This window comes from Janthinobacterium sp. 67 (genome assembly GCF_002797895.1).
GTDB lineage: Bacteria > Pseudomonadota > Gammaproteobacteria > Burkholderiales > Burkholderiaceae_D > Janthinobacterium.
Window position 1 is genome coordinate 3,254,001 of the sequence record NZ_PGES01000001.1, and the last position, 26,293, is coordinate 3,280,293.

A 26,293-nucleotide genomic window follows, 5' to 3' on the forward strand; every position below is an offset into this window, starting at 1 on the left:
ATAAAGATATGACAAAAAAGAATTGGATCGCCTGTGCCATCGTGGCGCTGATGTTTGGCGGCATGGGCGCCTACGTCGGTTTGAGCAAGGAAAAAGCCAAAGCAGCGGGGCCGCTGACGACCACCATCGCGCCGGGCGCGACGGGTCCCGTCAACGAGTTGTATGCGCTGTCGCTGCCGGACGCGGCGGGCGCCACGCAAGCCTTGTCGCAATGGAAAGGCAAGAATGTGCTGGTCAATTTCTGGGCGCCATGGTGCCCTCCGTGCGTGGAAGAAATGCCGGAGTTATCCGAAGTACAAGGCCACTATGCGGGTAAAAACCTGCAGGTGATCGGCATCGGCATCGATTCGGCCAGCAATATTGCCACTTTTGCCAGCAAGTTCAAGATCGCCTATCCCGTGTATGTCTCGGGCATGAGCGGCACCGACCTGTCGCGCCATTTTGGCAATGCCACGGGCGGTTTGCCCTTTACGGTGCTGATCGGCGCCGATGGCGAAGTCAAAAAGACCTATCTGGGCCGCTTGAAATTTGATCAGTTGCGCGCCGATCTGGATAAATTGTAAATTCGGAGCGTGCTTTTTTCTCTTGCCAATGCGTATCTTTGGCGGCAAAATGCGGAACTTTCGCTAAAACGGTCTTCCATACATGGCAAAAAACCTCCTTCTGCTCAACGGTCCCAACCTGAATTTGCTGGGAACGCGCGAGCCTGAGGTCTACGGCGCCAGCACCTTGGCCGATATCGAGCAGGCAGCAATGGCGCAAGCCATGGCGGCCGGCGCCGACCTGGTCTGCTTTCAAAGCAACCACGAAGGCGCGCTGATCGACCGCATCCATGCCGCGCGAGCGGAAGGGATCGATGCCATCGTCATCAATCCGGGCGGCCTGACCCATACCAGCGTTGCCTTGCGCGATGCGCTGGCCGGGGTCGCCATCCCGTTCGTGGAAGTCCATATCTCGAATATTTATCAGCGCGAAACGTTTCGACATCACTCATTTCTCAGCGCGATCGCGCAGGGGACGATCTGCGGGCTAGGTATCGATGGATATCGGTTTGCCATCGACTTTGCGCTTAAAAAACGTTAATCTACGCGATCTGCACGCATTTAGCGCGGCGATAGGTTCTTGGACATCACCGCATCACTCAAAAAACAAACTACATTCCTAGGGGTTTTACATGGATCTACGAAAACTCAAGACCTTGATCGACCTGGTCGCCGAATCGGATATCGCAGAGCTGGAAGTTACCGAAGGCGAAAGCAAGGTTCGCATCGTCAAATCGTCGGCCATGCCGCAAAACCAGATGGTCATGATGCAGCCGCAAGGCATGCAAGCCCAATACCAGCCAGCCGCGCCAGCCGCCGCTCCTGCTGCGGCAGCCGCCGTCGTGGTCGCCGCCGAGCCAACGGGCTATGTGGTCAAGTCGCCGATGGTCGGTACCTTCTACCGCTCCTCCGCTCCTGGCAGCGCCGCCTATGTTGAAGTGGGCTCGACCGTCAAGGAAGGTGATACCCTGTGCATCATCGAAGCGATGAAGCTGCTCAATGAAATCGACTCCGACAAAGCCGGCGTCGTGACCCAGATCCTGGTCGAAAACGGCCAGCCGGTCGAATTCGGTCAACCCTTGTTTGTGATCGGCTAAAACCCAGTCCACACGGCCGGCAACGGCCGTTTGCAGTTTTAGCCCCTCACACTTGTTGTTTCGCCGGCTCGCCGGCTCTCACAGACATACGCGAACCTACCATGTTTGAAAAAATCCTGATTGCCAACCGTGGTGAAATTGCCCTCCGTATTCAGCGCGCCTGCCGCGAAATGGGCATCAAAACGGTTGTAGTCCACTCCGAAGCCGACAAGGACGCGAAATACGTCAAGCTGGCCGACGAATCCGTTTGTATCGGGCCGGCACAGTCCGCCCTGAGCTATCTGAACATGCCCGCCATTATCAGCGCCGCTGAAGTGACGGATGCACAAGCGATTCACCCAGGCTACGGTTTCCTGTCGGAAAACGCCGACTTTGCCGAACGCGTCGAGAAATCGGGCTTCGTCTTCATCGGCCCCCGCTCGGAATCGATCCGTTTGATGGGCGATAAAGTATCGGCCAAGCAAACCATGATCAAGGCCGGCGTACCCTGCGTCCCGGGCTCGGAAGGCGCGTTGCCGGACGATCCGAAAGCGATCGTGCAAATTGCCCGCAAGATCGGCTACCCGGTCATCATCAAGGCTGCCGGCGGCGGTGGCGGACGCGGCATGCGCGTCGTGCACACGGAAGCGGCCCTGATCAACGCCGTGGCGATGACCAAGACGGAGGCCGGCACGGCTTTCGGCAACCCTGAAGTGTATATGGAGAAGTACCTGGAAAATCCGCGCCACGTGGAAATCCAGATCCTCGCCGACGAACACAAGAACGCCGTCTGGCTGGGCGAGCGCGACTGCTCCATGCAGCGCCGCCACCAGAAAGTGATCGAAGAAGCACCCGCGCCGGGCATCCCGCGCAAGCTGATCGAGAAAATCGGCGACCGTTGCGCCGAAGCTTGCCGCAAGATCGGCTACCGCGGCGCCGGCACGTTTGAATTCCTGTACGAAAACGGCGAGTTTTATTTCATTGAAATGAATACCCGCGTGCAAGTGGAGCATCCCGTCACCGAGATGATCACCGGCATCGACATCGTGCAAGAACAGATCCGCATCGCCGCCGGCGAAAAACTGCGCTACCGCCAGCGCGACGTGCTGCTGTCGGGCCACGCCGTCGAGTGCCGCATCAATGCGGAAGATCCATTCAAGTTCACGCCGTCACCAGGCAAGATCGTCTCGTGGCATGCACCGGGCGGCCCCGGCATCCGCGTCGATTCGCACGCCTACGCCGGCTACTACGTGCCGCCGCATTACGACTCGATGATCGGCAAAGTGATCGCTTACGGCGCCACGCGCGAGCAAGCGATCCGCCGCATGCAGATCGCCCTGTCCGAAATGGTGGTCGAAGGCATCAACACGAACATCGCCCTGCACCGCGAACTGATGATCGACGCGCGCTTCATCGAAGGCGGCACCAATATTCACTATCTGGAACAGAAGCTGGCCGACATGCCGGACCTGGGCAAGAATCTGAATAGCGGCAGCCCCAGCATCGCCAAGAAATCCGAAATCAAGGCGGGCGCATGAGCTGGACGGAAATCGTCATCGAAATCGCCCGTGACAACGCCGAGGCCATGTCCGACGCGCTGATGGAAGCGGGCGCCCTGTCGGTGTCGGTGGAAGACGCCGATGAAGGCACGGAAGCCGAGCAACCGCTGTTTGGCGAACCCGGCATGGAACCGAAGGAAGCGGCGTGGGAACGCAGCCGCGTCGTGGCGCTGACGGACGTCGACGCCGACCAGGCCGCCATCGTGGCCGCTGCCGCGCAAGCGGTCGGCATGGCGGAAGCGCCAGCGTTCACCGTGCGCCCCGTGGAAGAGCAGGACTGGGTGCGCCTGACGCAGTCGCAATTCGCGCCTATTCACATCGGCAAGAATATCTGGGTCGTGCCCAGCTGGCACGAGGCACCGGATCCTGACGGCCTGATCCTGGAACTGGACCCGGGCCTGGCCTTCGGCACGGGCAGCCACCCGACCACGCGTCTGTGCATGGAATGGCTGGAAGCCAATCCGGCCCCAGGCAAGACCGTGCTCGACTACGGTTGCGGTTCCGGCATCCTGGCCATGGTGGCCAAGAAACTGGGCGCGCAAACGGTGGCCGGCGTCGATATCGACCCGCAAGCGATCGAATCGGCGCGCGACAATGCAGAACGCAACCAGTGCGACATCGAATACTTCTTGCCAGACACGTTTGCCACCTCGGCACACGCCGCGGCCAAGTTTGACATCGTCGTCGCCAACATCCTGTCGAGCCCATTGAAGCTGATGGCGCCGATGCTGTCCGGCCGTGTCGCCGATGGCGGCGCCCTGATCCTGTCCGGCGTGCTGGCACGCCAGGCGGAAGAAGTGGCCGCTGCCTACGCACCGTTCATCGAGCTGGGTGTATGGGCCGAGCAAGACGGCTGGGTGGCCCTGCATGGCCGCCTGGGTGCAACGCAAGCGCCTGCGCCCCGCGCGGAAGGTGCATAAGCACAGCAATGGCCCTCGCCACCAAATGCCCCCATTGCAACACGATATTTCGGGTCGCTGCTGACCAATTGAAGTTACGTGGGGGCATCGTGCGCTGCGGCACGTGCAGGGAAGTGTTTGACGGCAATGCCGCGTTGGTCGATCCAGCCGCGGCATCGCCGTTTTTAACATCGGCCCCCGGCACTGCCGTCCCGCTGCCGGACAGTTACCCTTCCGACAACAGCCTGCCGTCCGTCACGGACGACGAACCCATCTATTCCCTCGACTTCGACACCTCATTCGACCCGTTCGGCATCTTGCCGGAAACGGCGCAGCTGAAGGACGACGCCAACGATGGCGAGCACATCGAGCTGGACCTCAACGTGGGCCTGCCCGACGAGGCGCCGGCCGCCACGCCCGTTGCCGAGCCGCTCGATGTACCGGAACCTGAAGAAACACCGGCAGAGCCGCCCGAAGCACCGTTGCCCCAGCCGATGGCGCCCTTCAAGCGCCGCCAGGTCGATGACGCGCCCGCCTTCGCCACATATTTGCGCGACAGCCGCCGCGAACCGAACCTGGAAGCGGTGGCAACCCCGATCATCCCAACCGAAAAAGTCAGCCTGGACAAGCCTGCCCCCGCGCGCCGGGAACCCACGCTGGCCGACCACTCGTTCGCAGCGCTGCCCGCCGACGCCAGGGAAGAGCCAGTGCTGCCCCCAGCCGATGACGAGCCGGCCTTCGTCACCCAGGGACGGCGTCGCGAACAGAGCGGCAAGGCCTTGCGCGTGGCCATGGCCGCCGGCTCGGCAGTGCTGCTTTTGCTGCTATTCCTGCAAGTAATGACCACCTTCCGCAATCCGCTGGCGGCGCAGTTTCCGCAGTGGAAGCCGACCCTGGTGGCGCTGTGCAAGCTCAGTGCTTGCCAGGTCGACTTGCCCGCGCAGATCGAGGCGCTGGCCATCGAGCAGGGCGAGTTGCAAACCATCAAGGAACAAACCTTTTCCTACGTCTCGCTGCTGCGCAACCAGAGCCGCAGCGTGCAAGCCTGGCCCAGCATCGAACTGACACTCAACGACGCCAACGACAAGCCCGTCTTGCGCCGCGTGATCGCGCCGCGCGACTATCTGCCAGCCAATATCGACGTGAGCAAGGGCTTTGCGCCGCGCTCGGAACAAACCATCAAAGTGTATTTTGCATTAGACCAGCTTACGGCGTCTGGCTACCATATCGCCATCTTTTACCCTTAACCGACACTATCATGACCAAAACATCGCTGATCTGCGGCTCGCTTGCCACCGACACCATCATGCAATTCCCCGGCCGCTTCGGCGAATCCCTGCTGGCCGACCAATTGCACAAGGTAAACGTGTCCTTCCTCGTGCCCACCATGCGCACGGAGTTCGGCGGCTGCTCGGGCAACATCGCCTACAGCCTGAAAATGCTGGGCGGCGACCCGCGCATCGTCGGCGTCATGGGCCAGGATAGCGCCGCCTACCTGGAGCGCCTGCAAAAGCTGGGCATTTCCACCGCCAACATCCTGATCAAGGCCGACAGCTACAACGCGCAGTGCTTCGTCACGGCCGATGCCGACAATAACCAGATCAACGCTTTCCACCCGGGCGCCATGTCGTTTGCGCATGAAAACCCGATTGCCAATGCGGGCCCGGCCAAGGTCGCCATCATTTCGCCAGACGGCGACCAGGGCATGCTCAAGCACGCTGCCGACCTGGCCGAGCTGGGCATCCCCTTCATGTTCGACCCGGGCCAACAGTTGCCACGTTTCAATGGCGAACAGTTGATCGACTTCATCAACAAAGCCACGTATGTGTCGGCCAACGATTATGAAATGGAAATGTTGATGGAACGCACGGGCTTGACCCTGCCGGACATCGCCAGCCGCCTGGAAGCGCTGATCGTCACGCGCGGCGAAAAGGGTTCGGAAATCTATACGGACGGCAAGCGCATCGACATTCCTGTCGTGACCGCCAAGGAAGTGCTGGACCCGACCGGCTGCGGCGACGCCTACCGTGCCGGCTTGCTGTTCGGCATCACCAACGACCTGGGCTGGGAAACCAGCGGCCGCCTGGCCAGCCTGCTGGGCGCCATCAAGATCGCCACCCAGGGCGCGCAAAACCACGTATTTACGCCGGAAAGCATCGCCGATCAGTTCGAAGCGGCCTTCGGTTACCGCTATTAATCCAGCAAAGCCCGATTAAGGCTGGGGTCGGACCCTGAGGGTCCGACCCCGGTATCTGCATTTGGGGTTCTAAACTGCCAACCAGATCCCCTCTCGTTTTACCTCACCACAATAATCATCCCCACCAGCACTTGCGCGATCTGCAGCAGGATCAGCGCGACCAGCAGCGACAAATCCAGACTGCCGACGAGCGGCACGACCTTGCGGATCGGACGCAGCAGCGGTTCGTTCAGGGCCCGTACGAACGGCGCCAGCGGCGCATGCGGGTTAACCCAGCTGAAGATGGCTTCGATGATCAGCAAGGCCATGAAACCGTAGAGTATCCATTGCAGGAAGCGTTGCAGCGACTTGAGCAGCACCACTTCGACGGGATAGCCGGAAATAAACAGGACCGAGCTGGCCAGCAGCACGATCAGGAAGGCGCCGATCAGGCTGGCCCAGTCATACCCGCCCACGCCCGGCACCACGCGGCGCAGGGGGCGCACCAGCCAGTCGGACAATTGAAACGTGAATTGCGCCACCGACGAGGGCGGCCGCACGCGCACCGCCTGCATCCAGAAGCGCAGCAGCAACACGCCGCCCAGCAAGGTAGCGATGGTATCAACGATCAATGTAAGGATAACGATCAGCACGACTAATTCTCCAAAAAAAAACCGCTGTGTGATTGAGTCACACAGCGGCGTGTTGCCTCATCCAGGCACCCGTATCGTAGAAATTACGATGGGCGGGTGCTGGTTGGGAATGGCCAGGCTGCAGCCGGTGCCAACACGGTTTTTGCTACAGGTGCGATAGGCGCCGATGGCTTGGCGACAGGAGCTGCCTTCTTCGGTGCGGCCTTTTTAGGCGCGGCCTTCTTGGCGGCTGGCTTGGCGGCCACGGCGGCTGGTGCCGCTGGAGCTGCTGCCGGCGCTGCGGCTGGTGCGGCTGCCGCGACTGGCGCTGCGGCTGCTGGCTTGGCGGCAGGTTTCGCTGCTGCTTTTGCTGCCGGCTTGGCTGCCGGTTTGGCGGCTGGCTTGGCGGCTGGCTTGGCGGCTGGCTTCGCTGCAGCTTTTGCTGCTGGCTTGGCTGCCGGTTTCGCTGCGACCTTGGCAGCAGGTTTCGCTGCTGGCTTGGCTGCCGCTTTTGCTGCTGGCTTGGCTGCTGGCTTGGCTGCTGCCTTTGCCGCTGGCTTCGCTGCTGCTTTTGCTGCCGGCTTCGCTGCTACCTTGGCCGCTGGCTTGGCTGCTGCTTTGGCTGCTGGCTTCGCTGCAGCTTTTGCTGCTGGCTTGGCTGCTGCTTTTGCGGCTGGCTTGGCTGCTGCCTTGGCGACGACTTTTTTCGCTGCTGGCTTGGCTGCCGCTTTGGCTGCCGGCTTCGCTGCTGCCTTGGCTGCAGGTTTCGCTGCCGCTTTTTTCACTGCTGGCTTGGCTGCGGCTTTTGCTGCTGGCTTCGCTGCTGCTTTGGCGGCTGGCTTGGCTGCTGCTTTTGCTGCCGGCTTCGCTGCTGCTTTTGCTGCCGGCTTCGCTGCTGCTTTGGCGACGACTTTTTTCGCTGCTGGCTTGGCTGCCGCTTTGGCTGCTGGCTTCGCTGCTGCCTTGGCTGCAGGTTTCGCTGCCGCTTTTTTCACTGCTGGCTTGGCTGCTGCTTTTGCCGCTGGTTTGGCTGCGGCTTTTGCTGCTGGCTTGGCGGCCGGTTTGGCTGCGGCTTTTTTCGCGACAGGCTTGGCTGCTGCCTTGGCGGCCGGTTTCGCTGCGGCTTTCGCTGCTGGCTTGGCTGCAGGTTTCGCTGCAGGTTTCGCTGCAGGTTTTGCCGCTGCCTTGGCCGCTGGTTTCGCTGCGGCTTTTGCTACTGGCTTGGCAGCCACTTTTGCTGCAGGCTTGGCTGCGGCTTTGGCGGCTGGTTTTGCTGCTGGTTTCGCTGCGGCTTTGGCAGCTGGTTTAGCGGCAACCGTCTTCGCTGCGGCTGCCGGCTTCTTCGCGGCAGGAGCAGCCTTGGCGGCTGGTTTCTTTACTTCTGATTTCTTAGCGGCTGTTGCCATTTGTCTCTCCTTCATCTGAGATGAGAAATTTAAGCTACAAGATTTAAACCCGTCCGACCCACCACAGGGATAGGCCAGGCGAATTATTCATCGGCACAAACGGTCGTTTGCGCTAATGAATTCGGCACCAGCTGAACTGCTGCAACTCCTCACGTTTGCAGCACTTCAGCCATCGTCGGTGCCACCCTGCTTTATCTCGCAGCTGGTGGCAAAGTCTGAATTCGGTCATTCGTTTTCGATGCCGTGCGTTTTTTCGCTCCTCGCATCGCGCTCGCCACAACACCGATACGTCAAATAAAAAACCGCCATGCCTGAAAAAATTCGGGCACGGCGGCAGACGAAAACGGTGTGGTTTTGTGCATATCCGTGTAAATCTGTATCCCTGTTTTGCGAGGTTTTTTCGCTACCGCGCTGGTTAAAAAACCCCGCATTCTAACGCTCGCATTTGCAATCTCATAAAGTACACGAAAACCTTGTCAATGCGCAACCGGCACGACACGTTTTCGCCCGCTTTTTTGCACGATACGCGTGCTATCGCACAATCGCGCGGCAAATGCCGCCGCCAGCGTCTGCGGAAATGATTTTTTGGCTTCGTGATGCGGCCATTCGCGGCATCCGAAAATCCTGGCGCAAGCGTCGTCGCATGGCCCGATGAAGCACGCATTTTTCCGCCGCGATGCACGCGAAAAAAAAGCGCCGTCACGATGACGGCGCTTCCTGGCGTTGACTGAAAAAGGATTACTCCCAGTTCAGCGCACCACCCGTTTGGTACTCGGTCACGCGCGTCTCGAAGAAGTTGCGTTCCTTCTTCATGTCGATCATTTCGCTCATCCACGGGAATGGATTTTCTTCCTGGGCGAACAGCGGCTCAATGCCGATCTGCTGCGCGCGGCGGTTGGCGATGAAGCGCAAATAGCCCTTGAACATCGGCGCGTTCAGACCCAGCACGCCGCGCGGCATGGTGTCTTCCGCGTACGCGTATTCCAGTTCCACGGCTTTCATGAACAGGTCCTTGATCTCTTCGCGGCAGGTCGTCATCCACGGCGGCGGGTTTTCCATCTTGATCGTGTTGATCAAGTAAATGTCCCGCCACAAAAGAAAAGCGCCGTCAGATGACGGCGCTTCGGCAAAACGGGATAAGGCACCCCGCCTTGTATTTTTACTTCAGTACTGGCTTATTCCCAGTTCAACGCACCACCCGTTTGATACTCGGTCACGCGCGTCTCGAAGAAGTTGCGTTCCTTCTTCATGTCGATCATTTCGCTCATCCATGGGAATGGATTTTCTTCCTGGGCGAACAGCGGCTCGATGCCGATCTGCTGCGCGCGGCGGTTGGCGATGAAGCGCAGGTAGCCCTTGAACATCGGCGCGTTCAGACCCAGCACGCCGCGCGGCATGGTGTCTTCGGCGTACGCGTATTCCAGTTCCACGGCTTTCATGAACAGATCCTTGATCTCTTCGCGGAAGGCGGCCGTCCACAACTGCGGATTTTCCATCTTGATCGTGTTGATCAAGTCGATGCCGAAGTTGCAGTGCATCGATTCGTCGCGCAGGATGTACTGGTACTGCTCGGCCGCGCCCATCATCTTGTTCTGGCGGCCCAGCGCCAGGATCTGCGTGAAGCCGACGTAGAAGAACAGGCCTTCCATCAGGCAGGCAAAGACGATCAGGGATTTGAGCAGCTTCTGGTCGTTTTCCACCGTGCCGGTGACGAACGCCGGATCGGTCAGGGTGTTGATGAACGGGATCAGGAATTCATCCTTGTCGCGGATCGACTTGACTTCGTTGTAGGCGTTGAAGATCTCGCCTTCATCCAGGCCCAGCGATTCGACGATGTACTGGTAGGCGTGCGTATGGATCGCTTCCTCGAACGCCTGGCGCAGCAGGTACTGGCGGCACTCGGGCGCCGTGATGTGGCGGTAGGTGCCCAGCACGATGTTGTTGGCGGCCAGCGAGTCGGCCGTCACGAAGAAGCCCAGGTTGCGCTTGACCAGGCGGCGCTCGTCGTCCGTCAGGCCGTTCGGGTTTTTCCACAGCTCGATGTCGCGCTGCATGTTCACTTCCTGCGGCATCCAGTGGTTGGCGCAGCCGGCCAGGTATTTGTCCCACGCCCATTTGTACTTGAACGGCACCAGCTGGTTGACGTCCGTCTTGCCGTTGATGATGCGCTTGTCGTCCGCATTCACGCGGCGCGCCACTTGCTCGGCGTTCGCTTCGGACGGCTCGGCACCTGCCGGCAGGTTCAATTCGGTATTACCCAGTGGCGCTTGCTGCGCCGGACGCGGCACAGCTGCCGACGTGGTTTCATCATCCCATGACAACGACATATTCTTCTTCCTTTCCATGCCGGCGAGCCGGCGGTCCGCAACAGGCCCGTTGTATCGGACAATGCGGACATTGACAACATTGAATCAGCCCGGAAGCTCCGGGCTGACAACTAAAATCTTACTGGCAGGCTTCGCATTCTTCGAAACCGTCATCACCTGGGCGCAGGTAGCAAGCTTCGCCATCGGCGTCGTCCGCTGCCGCCGCCACTACCGGCGCCACGGCCACCGCTGCTGCCGCCACGACCGCTGCCTGGGCGCTTTGCGCGCTGGCCGACATGCCGCCATCGACTGCCACGGCGTTCAGGGCGCCTGTACGGGAGGTCGATTTCTCCATGTGGGTGGCGGCGATGGTACGCAGGTAGTAGGTGGTTTTCAGGCCACGCAGCCATGCCAGCTTGTAGGTCTCGTCCAGTTTCTTGCCCGATGCGCCAGCCATGTAGATGTTCAGCGACTGGGCCTGGTCGATCCACTTCTGGCGACGCGAAGCCGCTTCCACCAGCCAGCTTGGCGACACTTCGAAGGCGGTGGCGTAGATGTCGCGCAGGTCTTGCGGGATGCGGTCGATCTTCACCAGCGAGCCGTCGAAGTACTTCAGGTCGGAGATCATGACTTCATCCCACAGGTCGCGCGCCTTCAGGTCGCGCACCAGGTAGCCGTTGATCTCGGTGAATTCGCCCGACAGGTTCGATTTCACGTACAGGTTCTGGAACGTCGGTTCGATACAGGCCGATACGCCGATGATGTTCGAAATCGTCGCCGTCGGGGCGATCGCCACGCAGTTCGAGTTGCGCATGCCGAACTTGGCGATGCGTTCGCGCACCGGGGTCCAGTCCATGGCCGACGAGGAATCGACTTCCAGGTAGCCGCCGCGCTCTTCGGCCAGCAGTTTGACCGAGTCCTGCGGCAGGATGCCGCGGTCCCACAGGGAACCGGCGTACGATTCATAGCGGCCGCGCTCTTCGGCCAGTTCCGTCGACGCCAGGTAGGCGTAGTAGCAGACGGCTTCCATCGAGGTGTCGGCGAACGACACGGCGGCGTCCGAGGCGAACGGCACGCGCATCATGTGCAGGCAGTCCTGGAAACCCATCACGCCCATGCCGACCGGACGGTGGCGCATGTTCGAGTTGCGCGCCTTGTCGACGGCGTAGTAATTGATGTCGATGACGTTGTCGAGCATGCGCATGGCGGTACGGATGGTCTTGGCCAGCTTGACGTGGTCGATCTTGCCTTCCTTCATGTGCGCCGGCAAGTTCACGGAACCGAGGTTGCAGACGGCGATTTCGTCAGGGCCCGTGTTCAGCGTGATTTCCGTGCACAGGTTCGAGCTGTGGACGACGCCGACGTGCGACTGCGGGCTGCGGATGTTGCAAGGATCCTTGAACGTGATCCATGGGTGGCCCGTTTCAAACAGCATCGACAGCATCTTGCGCCACAGGTCCAGCGCGGCGATCTTCTTGAAGACGCGGATTTCGCCGGCGGCGGCCTTGGCTTCGTAGCCCAGGTAAGCCTGTTCAAAGGCCTTGCCGACCTTGTCGTGCAGGTCCGGCGTGTCCGACGGCGAGAACAGGGTCCAGTCGCCTTTTTCCATGACGCGCTTCATGAACATGTCGGGAATCCAGTTCGCCGTGTTCATGTCGTGCGTGCGGCGGCGGTCGTCGCCCGTGTTCTTGCGCAGGTCGAGGAATTCCTCGATGTCCATGTGCCAGGTTTCCAGGTAGGCGCAGACGGCGCCCTTGCGCTTGCCGCCCTGGTTGACTGCCACGGCCGTGTCGTTGACCACTTTCAGGAACGGCACCACGCCTTGCGACTTGCCGTTCGTGCCCTTGATGTGGGCGCCCAGGGCGCGCACTGGCGTCCAGTCGTTGCCCAGGCCGCCGGCGAACTTGGCCAGCAGCGCATTGTCCTTGATGGCGTCGTAGATGCCTTCCAGGTCATCGGAGACGGTGCTCAGGTAGCACGACGACAGCTGCGAGCGCAGGGTGCCCGAATTGAACAGGGTCGGCGTCGAGCTCATGAAGTCGAACGAGGACAGCAGGCTGTAGAACTCGATGGCGCGCGCTTCGCGGTCCGCTTCGTTCAGCGCCAGGCCCATGGCCACGCGCATGTAGAACGCCTGCGGCATTTCGATGCGCACGTCCTGGATGTGCAGGAAGTAGCGGTCGTACAGGGTTTGCAGGCCGATGTAGCCGAACTGCAAGTCGCGGTCGGCGACGATGGCTTTGGCCAGGCGCTCCAGGTCGAAACTGGCAAGTACCGGGTTCAGCAGCTCGGCGGCGATACCCTTGGCAATGTATTGCGGGAAATACGTCAGGTATTCGCTAGCAGCGGCCGCTTGCGGCACTTCCTTGCCGAACACTTCCTTGCGCACCGTGTGCAGCAGGATGCGGGCCGTGACCTGGCTGTAGGCCGGGTCTTTTTCCATCAGCGCGCGCGCCGCCAGGATGGCCGACTTGTGCAGCTCTTCGACGGGCACGCCGTCGTACAGGTTTTTCACCGTTTCAGCCAGGATGGCGTCGGCATCGACGTGCTTTTCCAGGCCGGCGCAGGCGGCGTTGATCAGGTCGCGCACTTCCTGCATGTCCAGCAGGCGGCGCACGCCGTTATCCAGCACGTTCAATTGTGGCGCGGTCACTTGCGCGGACGCGCCTTGCGCTTCCTTCTGCAGGCGGCGCTCTTCCATGTGCTTGGCGCGGTACAGCACGTAGGCACGCGCCACGTCGTGCTCGCCCGAACGCATCAGCGACAGTTCCACCTGGTCTTGCACGTCTTCGATATGGAAGGTGCCGCCGCCCGGATGGCGGCGCACCAGCGCGGCGACGACGCCGTCGGTCAGTTGTTCCACCAGTTCGCGGATGCGTGCCGAGGCTGCGCCCTGGCCGCCGTTAACGGCCAAAAACGCCTTGGTCATGGCGATGGCGATCTTCGAAGGCTCAAATGCCACCACCGCGCCGTTGCGGCGGATGATGCGATAGTCGCCCAATGCCGCGCCCGTGCTCGCCACGCTGTTGGCCGCGCCTGGCGCTGGCGATACTGGCGTTGGATGGATGGAAATATCTTGTGGTGATTGCATTGAAGCTCCCGTTGTCAGCTAAAGTCAGCCTGCAGTTTTGCTGCCGCGTGTGTTGTTGAATAGAACGCCCGATGGTCAGGGCTTCTTCAGATATTTGTTGCTAAATAGTAAATTCATAGTGCATAAAACAGCTCAGTAATCCATCTCGCCACACCGCACTGCCCGGCTGGCGCAAAACACGATCAAGGGTGATAAACCGCCAGTTCCAGTGCTGTATCAGCAATCCGGGTAGCTTTGACAATAATTCTGAAAACGTCTGTGATGGCACTACATATAGTCTTTACTTCCAACTTCTGCACTAATTGTAGTGCCCATCGGAGGGGGATGCAATAGTTTTCCGGCATCCGCCGGCGTAATTTTTTGTATTTTCATATACGATTTCGGTTGACTTTTCAGGGCATGGATGGAAAGCCCAATCCCCGCGAAGTAAGCGCTAACGCAGGCTGCCCGCGCAGGGTTTCCATCCAGCATTTTTGATAAAAATGCCAGTCAAAGAACGGCCCCGGATCCGTCTTCCTCCCCGGCGCGATATGTTCGTGACCGCGCACCTGGGACAGCCCGTGGCGCGCCACCAGCGCCGCCGTCAGCGCCGCCAGCACATGGTATTGCCGCTGCTGGAAAGGCAGGTCGTCCGCGCCTTCCATTTCGATACCGATGGAATAGCCATTGCACTGCGGGCGTCCTTCGAACATGGACACGCCCGCATGCCAGGCACGTTGATCAGTAGAAACATATTGCAACAGCGCACCATCGCGCCGCACAAAAAAGTGCGCCGACACCTGCAAGCCACGCAGGTCGGCGAAAGAAGGATCGGCATTATAATCTACCCGGCCCGTAAACAAGTCCGACACATGCGGTCCGCCAAAGTGGCCGCCCGGCAAGCTGATGTTATGGATCACCAGCAAGTCGACTTGTGCCCCGTCCGGGCGCGCATCGTGGTACGGCGAATCGTAGCGCAGCGCGCCGTCGCACCAGCCGTCTTCATCTATCTTCCATATACTCATCAAATAGGGCTTCCTGTATCGTCAATTTCTGCATGCGGTAGCGCAACTGGCGCACGCTCAGGCCCAGCTGGCGCGCCGCCCGTGCGCGGTGGTAGCGGGCCTGCACCAGCGCCCGCACGATCATGTCGCGCTCGGCCTGGCGCAAATACACGTCCAGCGGCAGGACGGGGGCCACGCCATGCGCCGCCATGCCGGGCAGGCTCAGTTGCCGTTCCGGCAAGGCCGGCACCGCCGGCGCCGCCCGCAACGGCGTGCCGCCCGCCATGGATGGCAAGGCCAGCCCGTCGAGCGCGATCACGCCGCCGTCGGCAAAGGCCAGCGCCCGCTCCAGCACGTTTTCCAGCTCGCGCACATTGCCGGGAAACGCATACGCACCCAAGGCCGCCAGCACGGGCGGCGCCAGGTTCACGGCACGATGCGGCGACAGGCGCGCGAGGATCACCTCACATAATACCTGCAGATCGCCGCGCCGTTCGCGCAGCGGCGGCAGCGCCAGCTCGATCACATTCAGGCGGTAAAACAGGTCCTGGCGAAACGTGCCGGCGGCCACGCCGCGCGCCAGGCCATGCTGGCTCGCGCACAGGATGCGCACGTCGACGGCTTCGTCGCTACTGCCGCCCAGCTTGCGCACGCGGCGCTCCTGCAGCACGCGCAACAGTTTTACCTGCATGGCCAGCGGCAGATCGTCCACTTCGTCGAGCAGCAGGCTGCCGCCGTGGGCCGCCTGGAACAAACCCTGGCGTTCGTGCAGCGCGCCCGTATAGGCGCCCGGCCGGCAGCCGAAGAATTCGGCCTCCATCAGCGCTTCGGGAATGGCGCCGCAGTTGACGGCGATAAACGGGAAGCCGGCGCGCGCGCCCTGCGCATGAATGGCGCGCGCCGCCAGTTCCTTGCCCGTGCCCGATTCGCCGCGGATGGCCACCGGCGCGCCACAGCGGGCGATGCGGCCGATCTGCGCGCGCAGCGCCTGCATGGGCAGCGAGTTGCCGCTCAGTTGCGGCGCCGGCGGCATGCCGGTGGCGGTCACGGTATCCGGACCAGGATTGGGACGGGACATGGAAGCGCGCCTTTCCGCAATGGCGGCGCCGAACCGCCTCATGCAGATGCTACGCCGGACGGAGGCCGGACGACGTTACGATACGGATGAGCAACGCGAGCGTACCTGCGGGCCTGCCTTTACAAGGTGGCGTGCGCGTGGCTGCAGTAATCGTGGCCCTTGGCCTGCACGTTTTCGGAGGCCGGGTAGTACACGCCGCAATGGGCACAGCACAGCATCAGCTCGGCATCAGGCAATTCCTGCGGCCGCGCGGGCTGCGCAAACGGATTCGGCTGCTGCTGTTGCTGCGCGCGGGCGCGCTGCTGCATGCCACGGAGCTTGCTGCGGATCGCAAACAGCACCAGGAACACCAGCGCCAGCCAGAATAAAACACGTGTCATGCGAATCCTCGGTGTAAAACCACTTCCAGTACAAAACGACTGCCGACATAGGCCAGCAGCAAGGTGGCGAAACCGGCCAGGGTGAAACTCAAGGCCGTCTTGCCGCGCCAGCCACGGAAGCGCCGGCCTGCCAGCAGCGAGGCGAACAGCAGCCACGACAGCATGGTAAACACGGATTTGTGATCCCAGTTCAAGGCCTTGCCAAACAGTTGTTCGGAAAACACGATGCCCGACAGCACGGTCAGGCTGAGCAAAATAAAACCCAGGCCGATCATGCGGAACAGCAGCTTTTCCATCGTCAGCAGGGCTGGCAGCTGGTCGAGCGCGCTGCCGATGAAGCCGCGGCTTTCGCTGCGCGTATGCAAGCGCGATTCCTGCAGCGCCATCAGCACGGCGTGGAAGGCGGCAATCGTCAGGGTGCTGTAGGCGAGCACGGCCACGGCAATATGCCAGCCGAAGACGGCCGACTTGCCTTCCATGCTGACCTGGCTGCCGGGAAAGGCCCAGGCCAGGCCGATGGCGAGGACGGCGCTGGGCATGACCATGCGGCGCAATCCGTCCAGGCTGAAATTGCGGTTCTCTATCCAGTAAGCGCCCACTGACACCCACAGCGCGGCCGACAGCATGGCGGAAAAGCCGAAGCGCAAGGTCCCCGGCGCCATCAGGTCGAACCACAGGGTGGCGGCGTGGGCCAGCCAGGCGACGCCGGTCAGGCCGGCAATGAGCCGGGCACGGGACGAGGGAAGCACCGCGCACGCCGCGTACAACAGGGCGGCGATGAAAAAGAAATAGATCTGCATAGTTTAAGTTTACACCATAGCCGGCAAGCGCGATTCAAGCGGCAGTATGGGCTGCAGGCAATTCGCCGCCAGCCGATACCGCAAGCCTGCCATGATATCGCGCCTCGGGCGCGGCGGGGTGGCGCACCCTCAAGATTTTGGCAATCTTTCGCACCACCTGTACATATTAGTATGTCGCAAAAAAATGATGGCCCGCTTAAACGGGCCATCGGGCCTTGCCTATCTCCCCGTTTACTTCACGTTCAGGCTCTTTTTCGCCTGCTCCAGCAAGTCCGTCTTGACCCAGTCCTTGGCCACGGGCGGCTTCGTCATGCGGCCCACGCCCGTTTTCACCATCACGTCCGTGGTTACCTGGATATGCTCGGGCGAAATGTCGTACGAATATGGCGAATTGCTGATCGCGTCGTCGAAGTCATCCTTCGTGATCTGACCGCGGAACACGACTTCGCGCACATATTTTTCCGCCGTCGCCTTGTTGTCGATAAAGGTTTTCGTTGCTTCGACGAAGCAACGCATGAATTTTTCCGCCACGGGACGACGTTCCTTGTAGAACTTTTCCGTCATGACCATGGTCCGCACAGGTTCGCCGATCGGCGTATCGTACGGTTTGATGACTTCCGTACCAAAACCCTTGTTGATGGCCTGCGACGACTGCGGCTCGGACTGCATCATGGCGTCGATATTCTTGCCCATCAGCGCCTGGTTCAAGTCGGCGTAGGCGAGGAACACCAGTTGCACGTCCTTGCCCTTGGTTTCGGAATACGTCAGGCCCGCCTGCGCCAGCTCGGCCAGCAGCAGCACTTCCTGGATGCCGCCGCGCGTCACGCCCACGCGCTTGCCCTTGAGTTCCTTGACGCTGGCGATCTTTTGCCCCGTGCCCGCCACCAGGCGCGCGCCGCCCTTGGCAAAACCGGCCACGACATAGATGGGCGCGCCGCCGGCGCGGCCGGAAATGGCCGCCTCGGATGCCGTCGCGCCCACGTCCAGCTCGCCGGCGATGATGGCCTGCATCACGTCGAGGCCCTTGGCGAAGATATGCTCTTCGACCTTGATGCCGCACTTGGGCGCGATTTCCTTGATGTACGAGACGGCGCCGTAATGGGCGAATTTCAAGTTACCCAGGCGCACGACTTCCTGCGCCTGCGCCTGCACGGCGCCCATGCCGAAGGCCAGCATGAGGGCGGCGGCGATACCGGTCTTCAACGTTGATTTTTTCTGCATCGGGTTCTCCTGTGGTGGTTGGTATGTGCCCGCAAGGGCAAAAAACACGAAACACTGCTTTTTTATTATGAGGAGATAGTACCGCGTGTTGGAGCCAAGGCAACATTTTTTTGCCGGCAGCCACGCCGCCGGCCTTGTTGCCACTGTCTGACATTACGGTCCCGCCAGCGCCACGACCGGATCGAGTCCCGACGCCTTGCGCGCCGGCATGAAGCCAAACACCAGCCCCGTCACCACGGCGCAGGCAAACGCGCCGGCGATGGCGCTGAGCGAAAAGATCACCGGCACGTCCCAGACCAGCAGCAAGCCGGCCACCGTCACGCCGACCACGATGCCGGCCACGCCGCCCACCACCGACACCAGCACGGCTTCCGTGAGGAACTGGCGCAGGATGTCGCGCCGGCGCGCGCCCGTCGCCATGCGGATGCCGATTTCGCGCGTGCGTTCGCGCACCGTCATCAGCATCACGTTCATGACGCCGATGCCGCCCACCACCAGCGAGACGGCCGCGATCAGGCTGAGCATCATGGTCATGTTGTCCTGCGTCTTCGCTTCGGCGGCGATCGACGCGGCCGCGTTGCTGATGCCGTAGTCGCGGATGCGGTGGCGCTCGAACATGGTGGCGTCGACCGCCGCTTCCACCTCCGTCACGCGCTTGACGTCGTCCACCGCCATCACCGTGTACGTGGGCTCGCGCTGGCCGAAGACGCGGATGCCAGCCGTGGAAAACGGCAGCAGCAGCACGTCGTCTTCATCTTTCTCGCCCGTCAGCGCGCCCTTCGCGCTCATCACGCCGATCACCTGGAACGGCACGTTGCCGATCAGGATGCTCTGCCCCACGGGATTGGGCACGTCGGGCATCAGTTTTTCCGCCAGGTGCGCGCCCAGCACGGCCACGGTGGCCATCTCGCGCTCGTCTTCCTCGGTAAAGAAGCCGCCCTTGGCCACGGGCCAGGTCTGAATCTGCGGCAGGGCCGGCCCCGTGCCGCGCACATAGGTCTGCACGTCGAGGTTGCCGTGGCGTATCACCTTGTTGCCCGTGACATTCGGCAGCACGTGGGAAATGCCCGGCACGTCCTTGAGCGCATCGAGGTCGGCCAGGGTGATGCTGCGCCCGGGGATGCGCGAACTTTCGCCGCGCGACGCCATGTACAGCAGATTCGAACCGAAGGCGCCCAGTTGCGCCATCACCTGCTGGCGCGTGCCCAGGCCGATGGCCAGCATGACGATCACGGAAGCGACGCCGATGACGATGCCCAGCAGGGTCAATCCCGTGCGGAAGCGGTTGATCCACAGCACGCGCCAGGCCGCGCGGGCCGCGTCGAGCAATTCCGTGCCCAGCGACGCCCCTGTATCGTGGGCGGCGCGCGACATGTCCAGCGGCGGCAGGGCCGTCGACGTGGCGGGAATGGCAACGGCGCCCGAGTCCGCCACGATTTCGCCATCGCTGATCTCGATTACGCGGCGCGCCTGGGCCGCCACCTTGCGGTCATGCGTAATGAGGATAATGGTGTGGCCCGCGTCGGCCAGTTCGCCCAGCAGGGCCATGACTTCGGCGCCGCTGCTGCTGTCTAACGCCCCCGTCGGTTCATCGGCGAGGATGATGCGCCCGCCATTCATCAGCGCGCGCGCGATCGACACGCGCTGCTGCTGCCCGCCCGACAACTGGTTCGGCCGGTGATCCAAACGCTCGCCGAGGCCCAGGCGCTTGAGCAGCGCTTCCGAGCGCGCATGGCGGGCCGCGGCGGGCATGCCCGCGTAAAGGGCCGGCACTTCCACGTTTTCGCGTGCCGATTCCGTGGCGATCAGGTGATAACCCTGGAAGACGAAGCCGAACGCTTCGCGCCGCAGCCACGCCAGTTCATCGGGATTCAGGCTGGCCACGTCCTGGCCGGCGAAGCGGTACGTGCCGTCGCTGGGACGGTCCAGGCATCCAAGAAGATGCATCAGGGTCGACTTGCCGGAACCGGACGCGCCGACGATAGCGACGAATTCGCCGGCGCCAATCGACAAGGTCAGGCCGCGCAGCACTTCCACGGCCGGCGCGCCATCGTGGCCGCCGTAGCGCTTGCGGATGCCGGCAAGTTCAATCAGTGGCGCCGGCTGGCCGCCTTCTCCGGCTTGTCCCAGCGACCTGGCCTCGCTCATCGCGCTCACAGCTGGAACCTGCTGCTGCCGCTGCCGGCCGGCTGTTCGCCCGTGACCAGCAATTCGCCTTCGCGCAAGCCTTGCAGCACTTCCGCGCTGAGGCGGTTGCGCACGCCCACGGTGACGGCGCGCGTATCGACCTTGCCGTCCGCATCCATCACGCGGGCCGTGAACTGCCCCGGCTTGGCGCCTTCTTCCGTCGACGGTCTCAGGGCCGGCAAGGGCACGGCCAGCACATTGTTCGCCGCCGCAGTGACGAACACCACTTGCGCCGTCATCTGCGGCATCAGTTCGCCATCGGCGTTATCAACGTCGAACAGCACTGTATACAAGATCACCTTGCTGCTCGACGGCGCCAGGGCCGTGCCGGCGGCGGAACCGCCGGGCACCGGCGGCGCGGGCAGCACTTGGCGCACCTTGCCGCTCCAGCGCCGCTGGTCGCCGCCCAGGGTGGTGAAATACACGGGCATGTCCGGGCGCACGCGGCGCACGTCCGCTTCCGACACTTCCGTCCACACCGTCATGGCCGACAGGTCGGCGATGCGCAGGATGTTCGGCGTCTGATACGTGGCGTTCAGGGTTTGCCCTTCCTTAGCATCGAGGCCCACGACCTTGCCGGCCATCGGCGCGTAGATGCGCGTATAGCCGAGGCGCGCCTCGTCCGCCTTCAGGCTGGCCTGGGTCTGGGCTATCTGCGCCCTCAGGTGGTCGATCTTGGCGCCGGCCGAGGCCAGGGTGGCTTCGGCCGTTTCCAAGTCGGCCAAGGGGGTCGAATCGAACTTGGCCATCTGCTTCTGGCGCACGTGCTGCTGGCCCGCCAGGCGGTGCTGCGCCTGCTGGTCGGCCAGCTGCGCGCGCAAGCCCGCCAGCGCGGCGCGGCCCGCATCGACCGTGGCCTGCTGCACGCTGGGGTCGATCTCGGCCAGCAACTGGCCTTTATCGACGTCGCTGCCCGGCTGCACGTGCAGCCGCGTGATCTGGCCCGACACCTGCGCGCCCACGTCGACGTAGGTTTGCGGCTGCAGGGTGCCGATGGCCGTGACGCTCGCTTCGATGTTGCCGCGCTTGACGGGCGCCGTGTCGAACACGGTGCTCGGGCCGCGCGTGGCCCACAGGGCGCCGGCGCCGAACAGCGCCAGCAAGACCACGCCGCCCAGGATGCGGGCGCGGCGCGTAGGCAGGCGGGCCGCCATCAGGCAGCCGCTTTCAGTACATTCAAAACATCAATCGGTGTCGCCAGGCGTGAAAAGTGCATCGGTCTATCCTTGAAAATGGCGGTGAATATCACCGCATGAACGTCACAAGACCTGCCAGCGCGGCGACGGCTGCCAGCAGGGAACTACACAACAGCAAGCGGGGCGCATACGGCAGCAGCAGGGCCACCAGCAGCGCGCCGGCCGATAGGAAACCGAGCCAGGCGACGACGCCGACGGTGGCGCTCCAGCCGGCCACGCAGGGCCAGATGGCCAGCGCCAGCAGGACCGCGCCCGCCAGTTGCAGCGCGCGCCGCACGTTCGGCGCCGCGTCCCTGCCCCAGACCTGCCCATGGTGGCGGTCCATCGCCAAGCAGAGGCTGGCCATGCCCGCATACGACAGGCCCAGCGCGCACAGGATGGCAGGGATCATGACTGTCCTTCCGTATTGATTTGCAGGCTGGCCGTGGGCGCGGCGCTTTCCCTGGCCGCGGCCTTTTTCACGGGCTTTTCCTTGCGCTGGCGGACTTTCCACGCGCCCCAGGCGGCCAGCAGGCCGAAGGCCATGCCGCCCAGTTCCACGCCGGCGCTTTCCCAATCGCCGCGCGCGACCTGCGCCGCCAGATTGTCACCCGTGCTCAGTACATTGAGCACGGGCAGCAGCAAACACAGGGCGGCCAGCAAGCCCAGTTGCTCGATCCACGCGCGCTTTTCCGCGCGCAGGCAGGCGTGCGCCAGCATCACAAACCACACGCCAAAGAAGGCGCGCAATTCCCAGCCGGCGCGGTGTTCGACGCCGACGGGGATCAGGCGGTTGGCCCACAGGAAGCCCACGCAGGCGATGGACAGGCCGGCAATGGCCGCCACGTTCAGGCAGGCGACGATGCGGTACACGCGCTGCGTATAGGCGCCGAACTCGCCGCCGGACTTCTGGCGGCGCTTGACCATGAAGAGGATGGCGCCCGTGCCCATCATGGCAGTGCCAGCCAGGCCGCAGAAGAAGTACAGCCAGCGCATCGGCGTGCCGCCAAAGCCCGCCATGTGCAGGTTCGACATGACGGCGCGCGTCAGGCCCGCGCCGCCCGTATCCGATTCGCCGGGCCGGCGCAAGGCGACCTGTTCGCCCGTGGCCAGCGCATAGCAGGCCCTGCCCGTATTGGCGCTGAGGCGTTCCATCGTGTCCGTCTCTTCATTCCAGCCGTACATGCACACGCGCATGGAGGCGTCGTTCGGGTTGTCCAGCACCACGGCGCGGATGTCCTGGCCGATGGCCTGTTCGGCGCGCAGCGCGAACGGTTCCAGCGCGGGAATGGCCAGCGGCTGGCCAGTCTTGACGGGCTTGCCCACATCGTTCCAGTCGGCCAGGAAGGCCTTCTTGGCGTTGTCCATGCCGTATTGCGCCGCCACGGGGGCCGGCACGTAGTCATCGCTGAAGAAGGCCAGGCCCGTGTAGGCGATCATGAACTGGAACGGCAGCGTCAGCACGGCCACCGCGTTGTGCGCGTCGAGCCACGAGCGCTGGCCCTTGGCCGGGCGGAAGGTGAAGAAATCCTTGAAGATGCGCTTGTGCGTGATGACGCCGCTCACCAGCGCCACCAGCATGATCATGGTGGTGATGGCAACGATCCACACGCCGATGCGTCCCGCGTGCAGCTCGTAATGAAAATCGACGAAATGGTGGCCGCCGATGGTGTCGCGCTGCGTTGCCTCGCGCGCATGTTCGATGACGGCGCCCGTCAGCGGGTCGAGATCCGCCGAGCCATAGCCGCCGGCGGGCTGGAACCAGTAGGCGGACAGGCCGTGGCCGGGACGCTGCACGGGCCAGATTTCCCACATGTCCGCCTTCGGGTGTTCCTTCGTCATGAAGTCGAGCGCCAGTTCCAGGCGGTGCCCACGATCTGTGACCTTCGGCAGCGGCGGATCGTTCGCATGGGCCGCCTCTTCCAGTGCATGTTCGGGCGTCATCCAGTGGGTGATCGGTTCGTCGAAGACGGCCAGGGTACCGGTCAGGAAAATGGCGAACAGCAGCCAGGAAATCCACAGCCCGCTCCATGTATGCAGCCAGGCCATGGCTTGGCGCAAGCCGCCCTGCTGCGGCGTCTTGGCCACTTTGTCTACCTTGACGGCGTTCATGCGGCACCCCGCGACAGCAGCAGGCCAAGGCCGCCGCAGGCGATGGCCGGCAGCAGCATGCCCAGCCAGGCGCGGCGCAGGTCCTGCACGGCAAAGACCCAGATGACGGCGCAGGTATAGACGACGAAGGCGCTCAGGGTGGCCGTCAGCACGGCTTCGGCGCGCGACAGCGGCAGCACGGCCGCCAGCAGCACGGCCACGCCGGACGTCAGTGCATAGCCGCCAAAGACGGCGGCGAGCACGCGCGAGAACAACATCATGTGGGTCGCTTTCATCATCGCGGCGCTCCCTGCGGCATACGCTGGCGCGCGCCATCGCGGGCCAGATTCAACTGCACTTCCATAAGCCAGGCATCCTTCATCAAGATAGATCATTCAAAAGCGGTTGTTTACAGTTTGTAGTTCAAGGTCAGCATCAGGTTGCGCGGCGTGCCCACCATGTTGCCGAAGACATCGGAATAGATGCTCTGGTAGTAGTGCTTGTCGAGCACATTGTTGACATTCAGGCGCAGCTCGGCGCGGCTGTCGATCTGCCACGCCGCGTTCAAGCCCACGATCGCGTAGCGGCCCTGGCGCAGATGGTAGGTGCCGTCGTCTGACTCCGTCGCGCCCTGCCCGTACACGGAAGCGCCCACGCGCCAGCCCTGCGCCGCGCCGGACAGGCGGTAGCTGGTGGCCAGCTTGAGCTGCTGGCGCGGATAGCGGCTGTTGAAATCCTTGCCGATATTGGCCGGATCGCTGTCGCGCTTGAATTGCGCCTTCACATACGTAAAACCGGCCGACAGCTGCCAGTCCGGCGTCAGCGCGCCCGCCACGTCGAGCTCCGCGCCTTCGCTGCGCACTTCGCCCGACGCGCGCTGGCAATAGCCCCAGGTGCTGCCCGGGCACGGGTTCGGGCCGGCCAGGTCGTCCACGCCACGGTTTTGCTGGCGGATCTGGAACACGGCCGCGCTGGCATTGAGGGCGCCGCCGAAGTATTCGCCCTTCACGCCCGCTTCATAGTTGGTGCCGCTGATCGGCTTCAATGGCTGCGCATGGGCGTCGGTGGCCGCCTGCGGCTGGAAGATTTCGGTCCAGCTGGCGTACACGGAATGCTGCTTGTCGAGGTCATACACGACGCCGGCGTACGGCGTGAATTCGCGCGCCACCGAGTAGCCGGCATCGTCCTTGTACCAGCTCACGCGCCCGCCCAGCACCAGCGACAGCGGGTCGGCCAGGCGCATGCGGGTGCCCGCATACACGCCGCTTTGCTCGGTGATGCTGGCCGTGCGCCACTGCGCGTAGTTGATGACGGGACGCGCCACGCTGCCCGCATCCCAGTGGAACGGGTCGAGCACCGGCGCCGCCGCGCCCCAGCTGTATGGCGCCCAGCCGCCATAGCTGTTTTTCGACGAACGGCGGTGGCTGGCGCCGACGGTCAGCTCGTGCTCGCGGCCGAACAGGCTGTAGCTGCCGCTCGCATAGGCGTCATAGCTGGTGTTGGCCAGCTCGGCGCGGTAGCTTTGCGAATTGAAGCGCAGGGTGTCGCCGCGGCGGTTGATGCCGGAAAACGTCGTGTCGATCTCGGGCGTCTTGCGCGTGGCCGCCAGCTTGGCCTTCCAGCCATTGGCGAAGCGGTGTTCCAGTTCGGCGAAGATGGTCTTGTCCGTCTGGCGCCAGTCGTCGAAATCGCTGCCCAGGTAAGTGGAACGGGGCAAATTCAAAAAGCGTCCGTCGGCGGCCGTCACCACGCCCGTCGAGACGCCGTCGTTGTCCGTCTTGCGGTAGTGCGCGCCCACCGTCAAGGTGGTGTCGGGGCGCAGATCCGCTTCGATGATGCCGTACAGCTGGTGGTTGCGGCCATGCAGCACGTCGACAAAATCCTTCTTGTCCTGCACCGTCACGACCATGCGCCCGCGCAGGGTCTTCGCTTCATTGAGCGCATTGGCCGCATCGGCTTCCAGGCGGTAGTTCCTCCAGCTGCCCACGCTCGCCGAGAGTGACGCTTGCGGCGTGGCCGTCGGGCGCTTGCGCACCATGTTGATGGCCGCGCTGGGCGTGCCGCTGCCCGTCATCAAGCCCGTGGCGCCGCGCACCACTTCGATGCGGTCGTAGATGGCCAGGTCGTCATTGTCGCCATTGAAGGTGTTGTTCGCGCCCAGGCTGGTGGGCAAGCCATCGAACAGGATGTTATCGACGGGGAAGCCGCGTGCGCTGAAACTGCCCGAATCGCCCGTAAAGTTACCCTTTTGCATGACCAGCCCCGTGATCGACTGCACCGCGTCGTCCAGGGTCGTGATGCCCAGGTCGTCGATCTGCTGGCGCGTCAGCACGCTGACCGACTGCGGCGTCTCGCGCAGAGACAGGTTCAGCTTGGTTGCCGTATTGCTCACGCCCGTCGTGTAGGAGCCGCTGCCCTCTGTTGTCGCATCGCGCCCCGCCGTGACGGACACGCCGAGCATGGTCTGCTCGGCGGCGGGGGTGGCTGGCGCCTGCTGCGCGATGGCCGGCAGGCTGGCGGCAAGGCACAGGGCCGCAGCCGCTTGCGCCAGCGGACGCAATGCGCAGTGAGAGGATGGCAAACTGACAAAATTCAAAGCGTGAGACATGCAAGTTCCTGATAGTAGTGGCGTCATCAGACGGTGAAAAACAGGCGCCCTACTCTGTAGGTGCCGCGAAAACGAAAAACGGG

The 26,293-nt window shown here is 62.9% G+C and carries 22 protein-coding genes and 1 pseudogene; 8 read left to right on the forward strand and 15 right to left on the reverse strand.

The genetic code is table 11. The features are described from left to right. The first annotated feature begins 8 nt into the window (after nucleotides 1-8). The 7 genes from CLU90_RS14620 (at nucleotide 9) to CLU90_RS14650 (ending at nucleotide 6,273) form a co-directional block, all read left to right on the forward strand. Nucleotides 9-563 (forward strand): TlpA family protein disulfide reductase, encoded by a 555-nt coding sequence (locus tag CLU90_RS14620; RefSeq protein ID WP_092711492.1) that lies wholly within the window; start codon nucleotides 9-11, stop codon nucleotides 561-563. An 82-nt stretch (nucleotides 564-645) separates the two neighbouring features. Continuing rightward, complete coding sequence (gene aroQ / locus CLU90_RS14625) at nucleotides 646-1,083, forward strand: type II 3-dehydroquinate dehydratase (protein ID WP_034746628.1); 438 nt, start codon at nucleotides 646-648, stop codon at nucleotides 1,081-1,083. Nucleotides 1,084-1,174: 91 nt separating this feature from the next. Next, on the forward strand, nucleotides 1,175-1,639 hold the full coding sequence (gene accB, locus CLU90_RS14630; protein WP_046684231.1) for an acetyl-CoA carboxylase biotin carboxyl carrier protein: 465 nt from the start codon (nucleotides 1,175-1,177) through the stop codon (nucleotides 1,637-1,639). A gap of 101 nt (nucleotides 1,640-1,740) precedes the next feature. Then, entirely contained in the window at nucleotides 1,741-3,156 is a 1,416-nt protein-coding gene (gene accC / locus CLU90_RS14635) for an acetyl-CoA carboxylase biotin carboxylase subunit (protein ID WP_092711494.1), read from the forward strand. Then, a complete protein-coding gene (prmA, locus tag CLU90_RS14640; RefSeq protein WP_092711496.1) occupies nucleotides 3,153-4,097 on the forward strand; it encodes a 50S ribosomal protein L11 methyltransferase in 945 nt (314 codons plus the stop codon). Before accC ends, prmA begins: the two co-directional genes overlap by 4 nt. An 8-nt stretch (nucleotides 4,098-4,105) precedes the next feature. Then, nucleotides 4,106-5,323: a DUF3426 domain-containing protein gene (locus CLU90_RS14645; RefSeq protein ID WP_175539234.1), complete on the forward strand. Its 1,218-nt coding sequence runs from the start codon at nucleotides 4,106-4,108 to the stop codon at nucleotides 5,321-5,323. An 11-nt stretch (nucleotides 5,324-5,334) separates the two neighbouring features. Further along, nucleotides 5,335-6,273 (forward strand): carbohydrate kinase family protein, encoded by a 939-nt coding sequence (locus tag CLU90_RS14650; protein WP_034746615.1) that lies wholly within the window; start codon nucleotides 5,335-5,337, stop codon nucleotides 6,271-6,273. A 98-nt stretch (nucleotides 6,274-6,371) separates the two neighbouring features. Here the strand turns inward: CLU90_RS14650 and CLU90_RS14655 are convergent, their stop codons facing one another. Then, the gene (locus CLU90_RS14655) at nucleotides 6,372-6,905 is read right to left on the reverse strand and encodes a YggT family protein (RefSeq protein WP_034780256.1); all 534 of its coding nucleotides are present in this window, start codon (nucleotides 6,903-6,905) and stop codon (nucleotides 6,372-6,374) included. Between the two features lie 253 nt (nucleotides 6,906-7,158). Here CLU90_RS14655 and CLU90_RS29320 point away from each other — a divergent pair, with 253 nt between their 5' ends. Then, nucleotides 7,159-8,193: a hypothetical protein gene (locus CLU90_RS29320; RefSeq protein ID WP_157808826.1), complete on the forward strand. Its 1,035-nt coding sequence runs from the start codon at nucleotides 7,159-7,161 to the stop codon at nucleotides 8,191-8,193. Between the two features lie 835 nt (nucleotides 8,194-9,028). Here the strand turns inward: CLU90_RS29320 and CLU90_RS14665 are convergent. The 14 genes and pseudogenes from CLU90_RS14665 to CLU90_RS14730 all read right to left on the reverse strand — a co-directional run. Further along, nucleotides 9,029-9,373 (reverse strand): annotated as a pseudogene (locus CLU90_RS14665) (ribonucleotide-diphosphate reductase subunit beta); the annotation flags it as partial. Nucleotides 9,374-9,465: 92 nt separating this feature from the next. After that, complete coding sequence (locus CLU90_RS14670) at nucleotides 9,466-10,617, reverse strand: ribonucleotide-diphosphate reductase subunit beta (protein WP_034780261.1); 1,152 nt, start codon at nucleotides 10,615-10,617, stop codon at nucleotides 9,466-9,468. Between the two features lie 118 nt (nucleotides 10,618-10,735). Then, nucleotides 10,736-13,687 carry a ribonucleoside-diphosphate reductase subunit alpha gene (locus CLU90_RS14675; RefSeq protein WP_100428266.1) on the reverse strand — a complete coding sequence of 984 codons (2,952 nt, stop codon included), beginning with the start codon at nucleotides 13,685-13,687 and terminating at the stop codon, nucleotides 10,736-10,738. A gap of 392 nt (nucleotides 13,688-14,079) precedes the next feature. After that, nucleotides 14,080-14,691, reverse strand: coding sequence for a 1,6-anhydro-N-acetylmuramyl-L-alanine amidase AmpD (gene ampD / locus CLU90_RS14680; protein ID WP_092711503.1), 612 nt, complete (start codon nucleotides 14,689-14,691; stop codon nucleotides 14,080-14,082). Continuing rightward, nucleotides 14,669-15,748 carry a sigma 54-interacting transcriptional regulator gene (locus CLU90_RS14685; protein WP_332870868.1) on the reverse strand — a complete coding sequence of 360 codons (1,080 nt, stop codon included), beginning with the start codon at nucleotides 15,746-15,748 and terminating at the stop codon, nucleotides 14,669-14,671. Before CLU90_RS14685 ends, ampD begins: the two co-directional genes overlap by 23 nt. A gap of 119 nt (nucleotides 15,749-15,867) precedes the next feature. After that, nucleotides 15,868-16,128, reverse strand: a complete 261-nt coding sequence (locus CLU90_RS14690) for a PP0621 family protein (RefSeq protein ID WP_092711507.1) — start codon at nucleotides 16,126-16,128, stop codon at nucleotides 15,868-15,870. Then, entirely contained in the window at nucleotides 16,125-16,928 is an 804-nt protein-coding gene (locus CLU90_RS14695; RefSeq protein ID WP_092711509.1) for a cytochrome C assembly family protein, read from the reverse strand. Before CLU90_RS14695 ends, CLU90_RS14690 begins: the two co-directional genes overlap by 4 nt. 231 nt (nucleotides 16,929-17,159) lie before the next feature. Next, nucleotides 17,160-18,149 (reverse strand): ABC transporter substrate-binding protein, encoded by a 990-nt coding sequence (locus CLU90_RS14700; protein ID WP_442906701.1) that lies wholly within the window; start codon nucleotides 18,147-18,149, stop codon nucleotides 17,160-17,162. 153 nt (nucleotides 18,150-18,302) lie between these two features. Next, the gene (locus CLU90_RS14705) at nucleotides 18,303-20,297 is read right to left on the reverse strand and encodes a MacB family efflux pump subunit (RefSeq protein WP_100428268.1); all 1,995 of its coding nucleotides are present in this window, start codon (nucleotides 20,295-20,297) and stop codon (nucleotides 18,303-18,305) included. A gap of 5 nt (nucleotides 20,298-20,302) precedes the next feature. Next, on the reverse strand, nucleotides 20,303-21,490 hold the full coding sequence (locus CLU90_RS14710) for an efflux RND transporter periplasmic adaptor subunit (protein ID WP_100428269.1): 1,188 nt from the start codon (nucleotides 21,488-21,490) through the stop codon (nucleotides 20,303-20,305). A gap of 91 nt (nucleotides 21,491-21,581) precedes the next feature. After that, entirely contained in the window at nucleotides 21,582-21,923 is a 342-nt protein-coding gene (locus CLU90_RS14715) for a DUF3325 domain-containing protein (protein WP_100428270.1), read from the reverse strand. Further along, a complete protein-coding gene (locus CLU90_RS14720) occupies nucleotides 21,920-23,623 on the reverse strand; it encodes a PepSY-associated TM helix domain-containing protein (RefSeq protein WP_198511214.1) in 1,704 nt (567 codons plus the stop codon). Before CLU90_RS14720 ends, CLU90_RS14715 begins: the two co-directional genes overlap by 4 nt. After that, the gene (locus tag CLU90_RS14725) at nucleotides 23,620-23,901 is read right to left on the reverse strand and encodes a hypothetical protein (protein WP_100428271.1); all 282 of its coding nucleotides are present in this window, start codon (nucleotides 23,899-23,901) and stop codon (nucleotides 23,620-23,622) included. The genes CLU90_RS14720 and CLU90_RS14725 overlap by 4 nt, the downstream gene beginning before the upstream one ends. Before the next feature lie 110 nt (nucleotides 23,902-24,011). Further along, nucleotides 24,012-26,210 carry a TonB-dependent siderophore receptor gene (locus tag CLU90_RS14730; protein ID WP_198511215.1) on the reverse strand — a complete coding sequence of 733 codons (2,199 nt, stop codon included), beginning with the start codon at nucleotides 26,208-26,210 and terminating at the stop codon, nucleotides 24,012-24,014. Nucleotides 26,211-26,293: the final 83 nt, after the last annotated feature.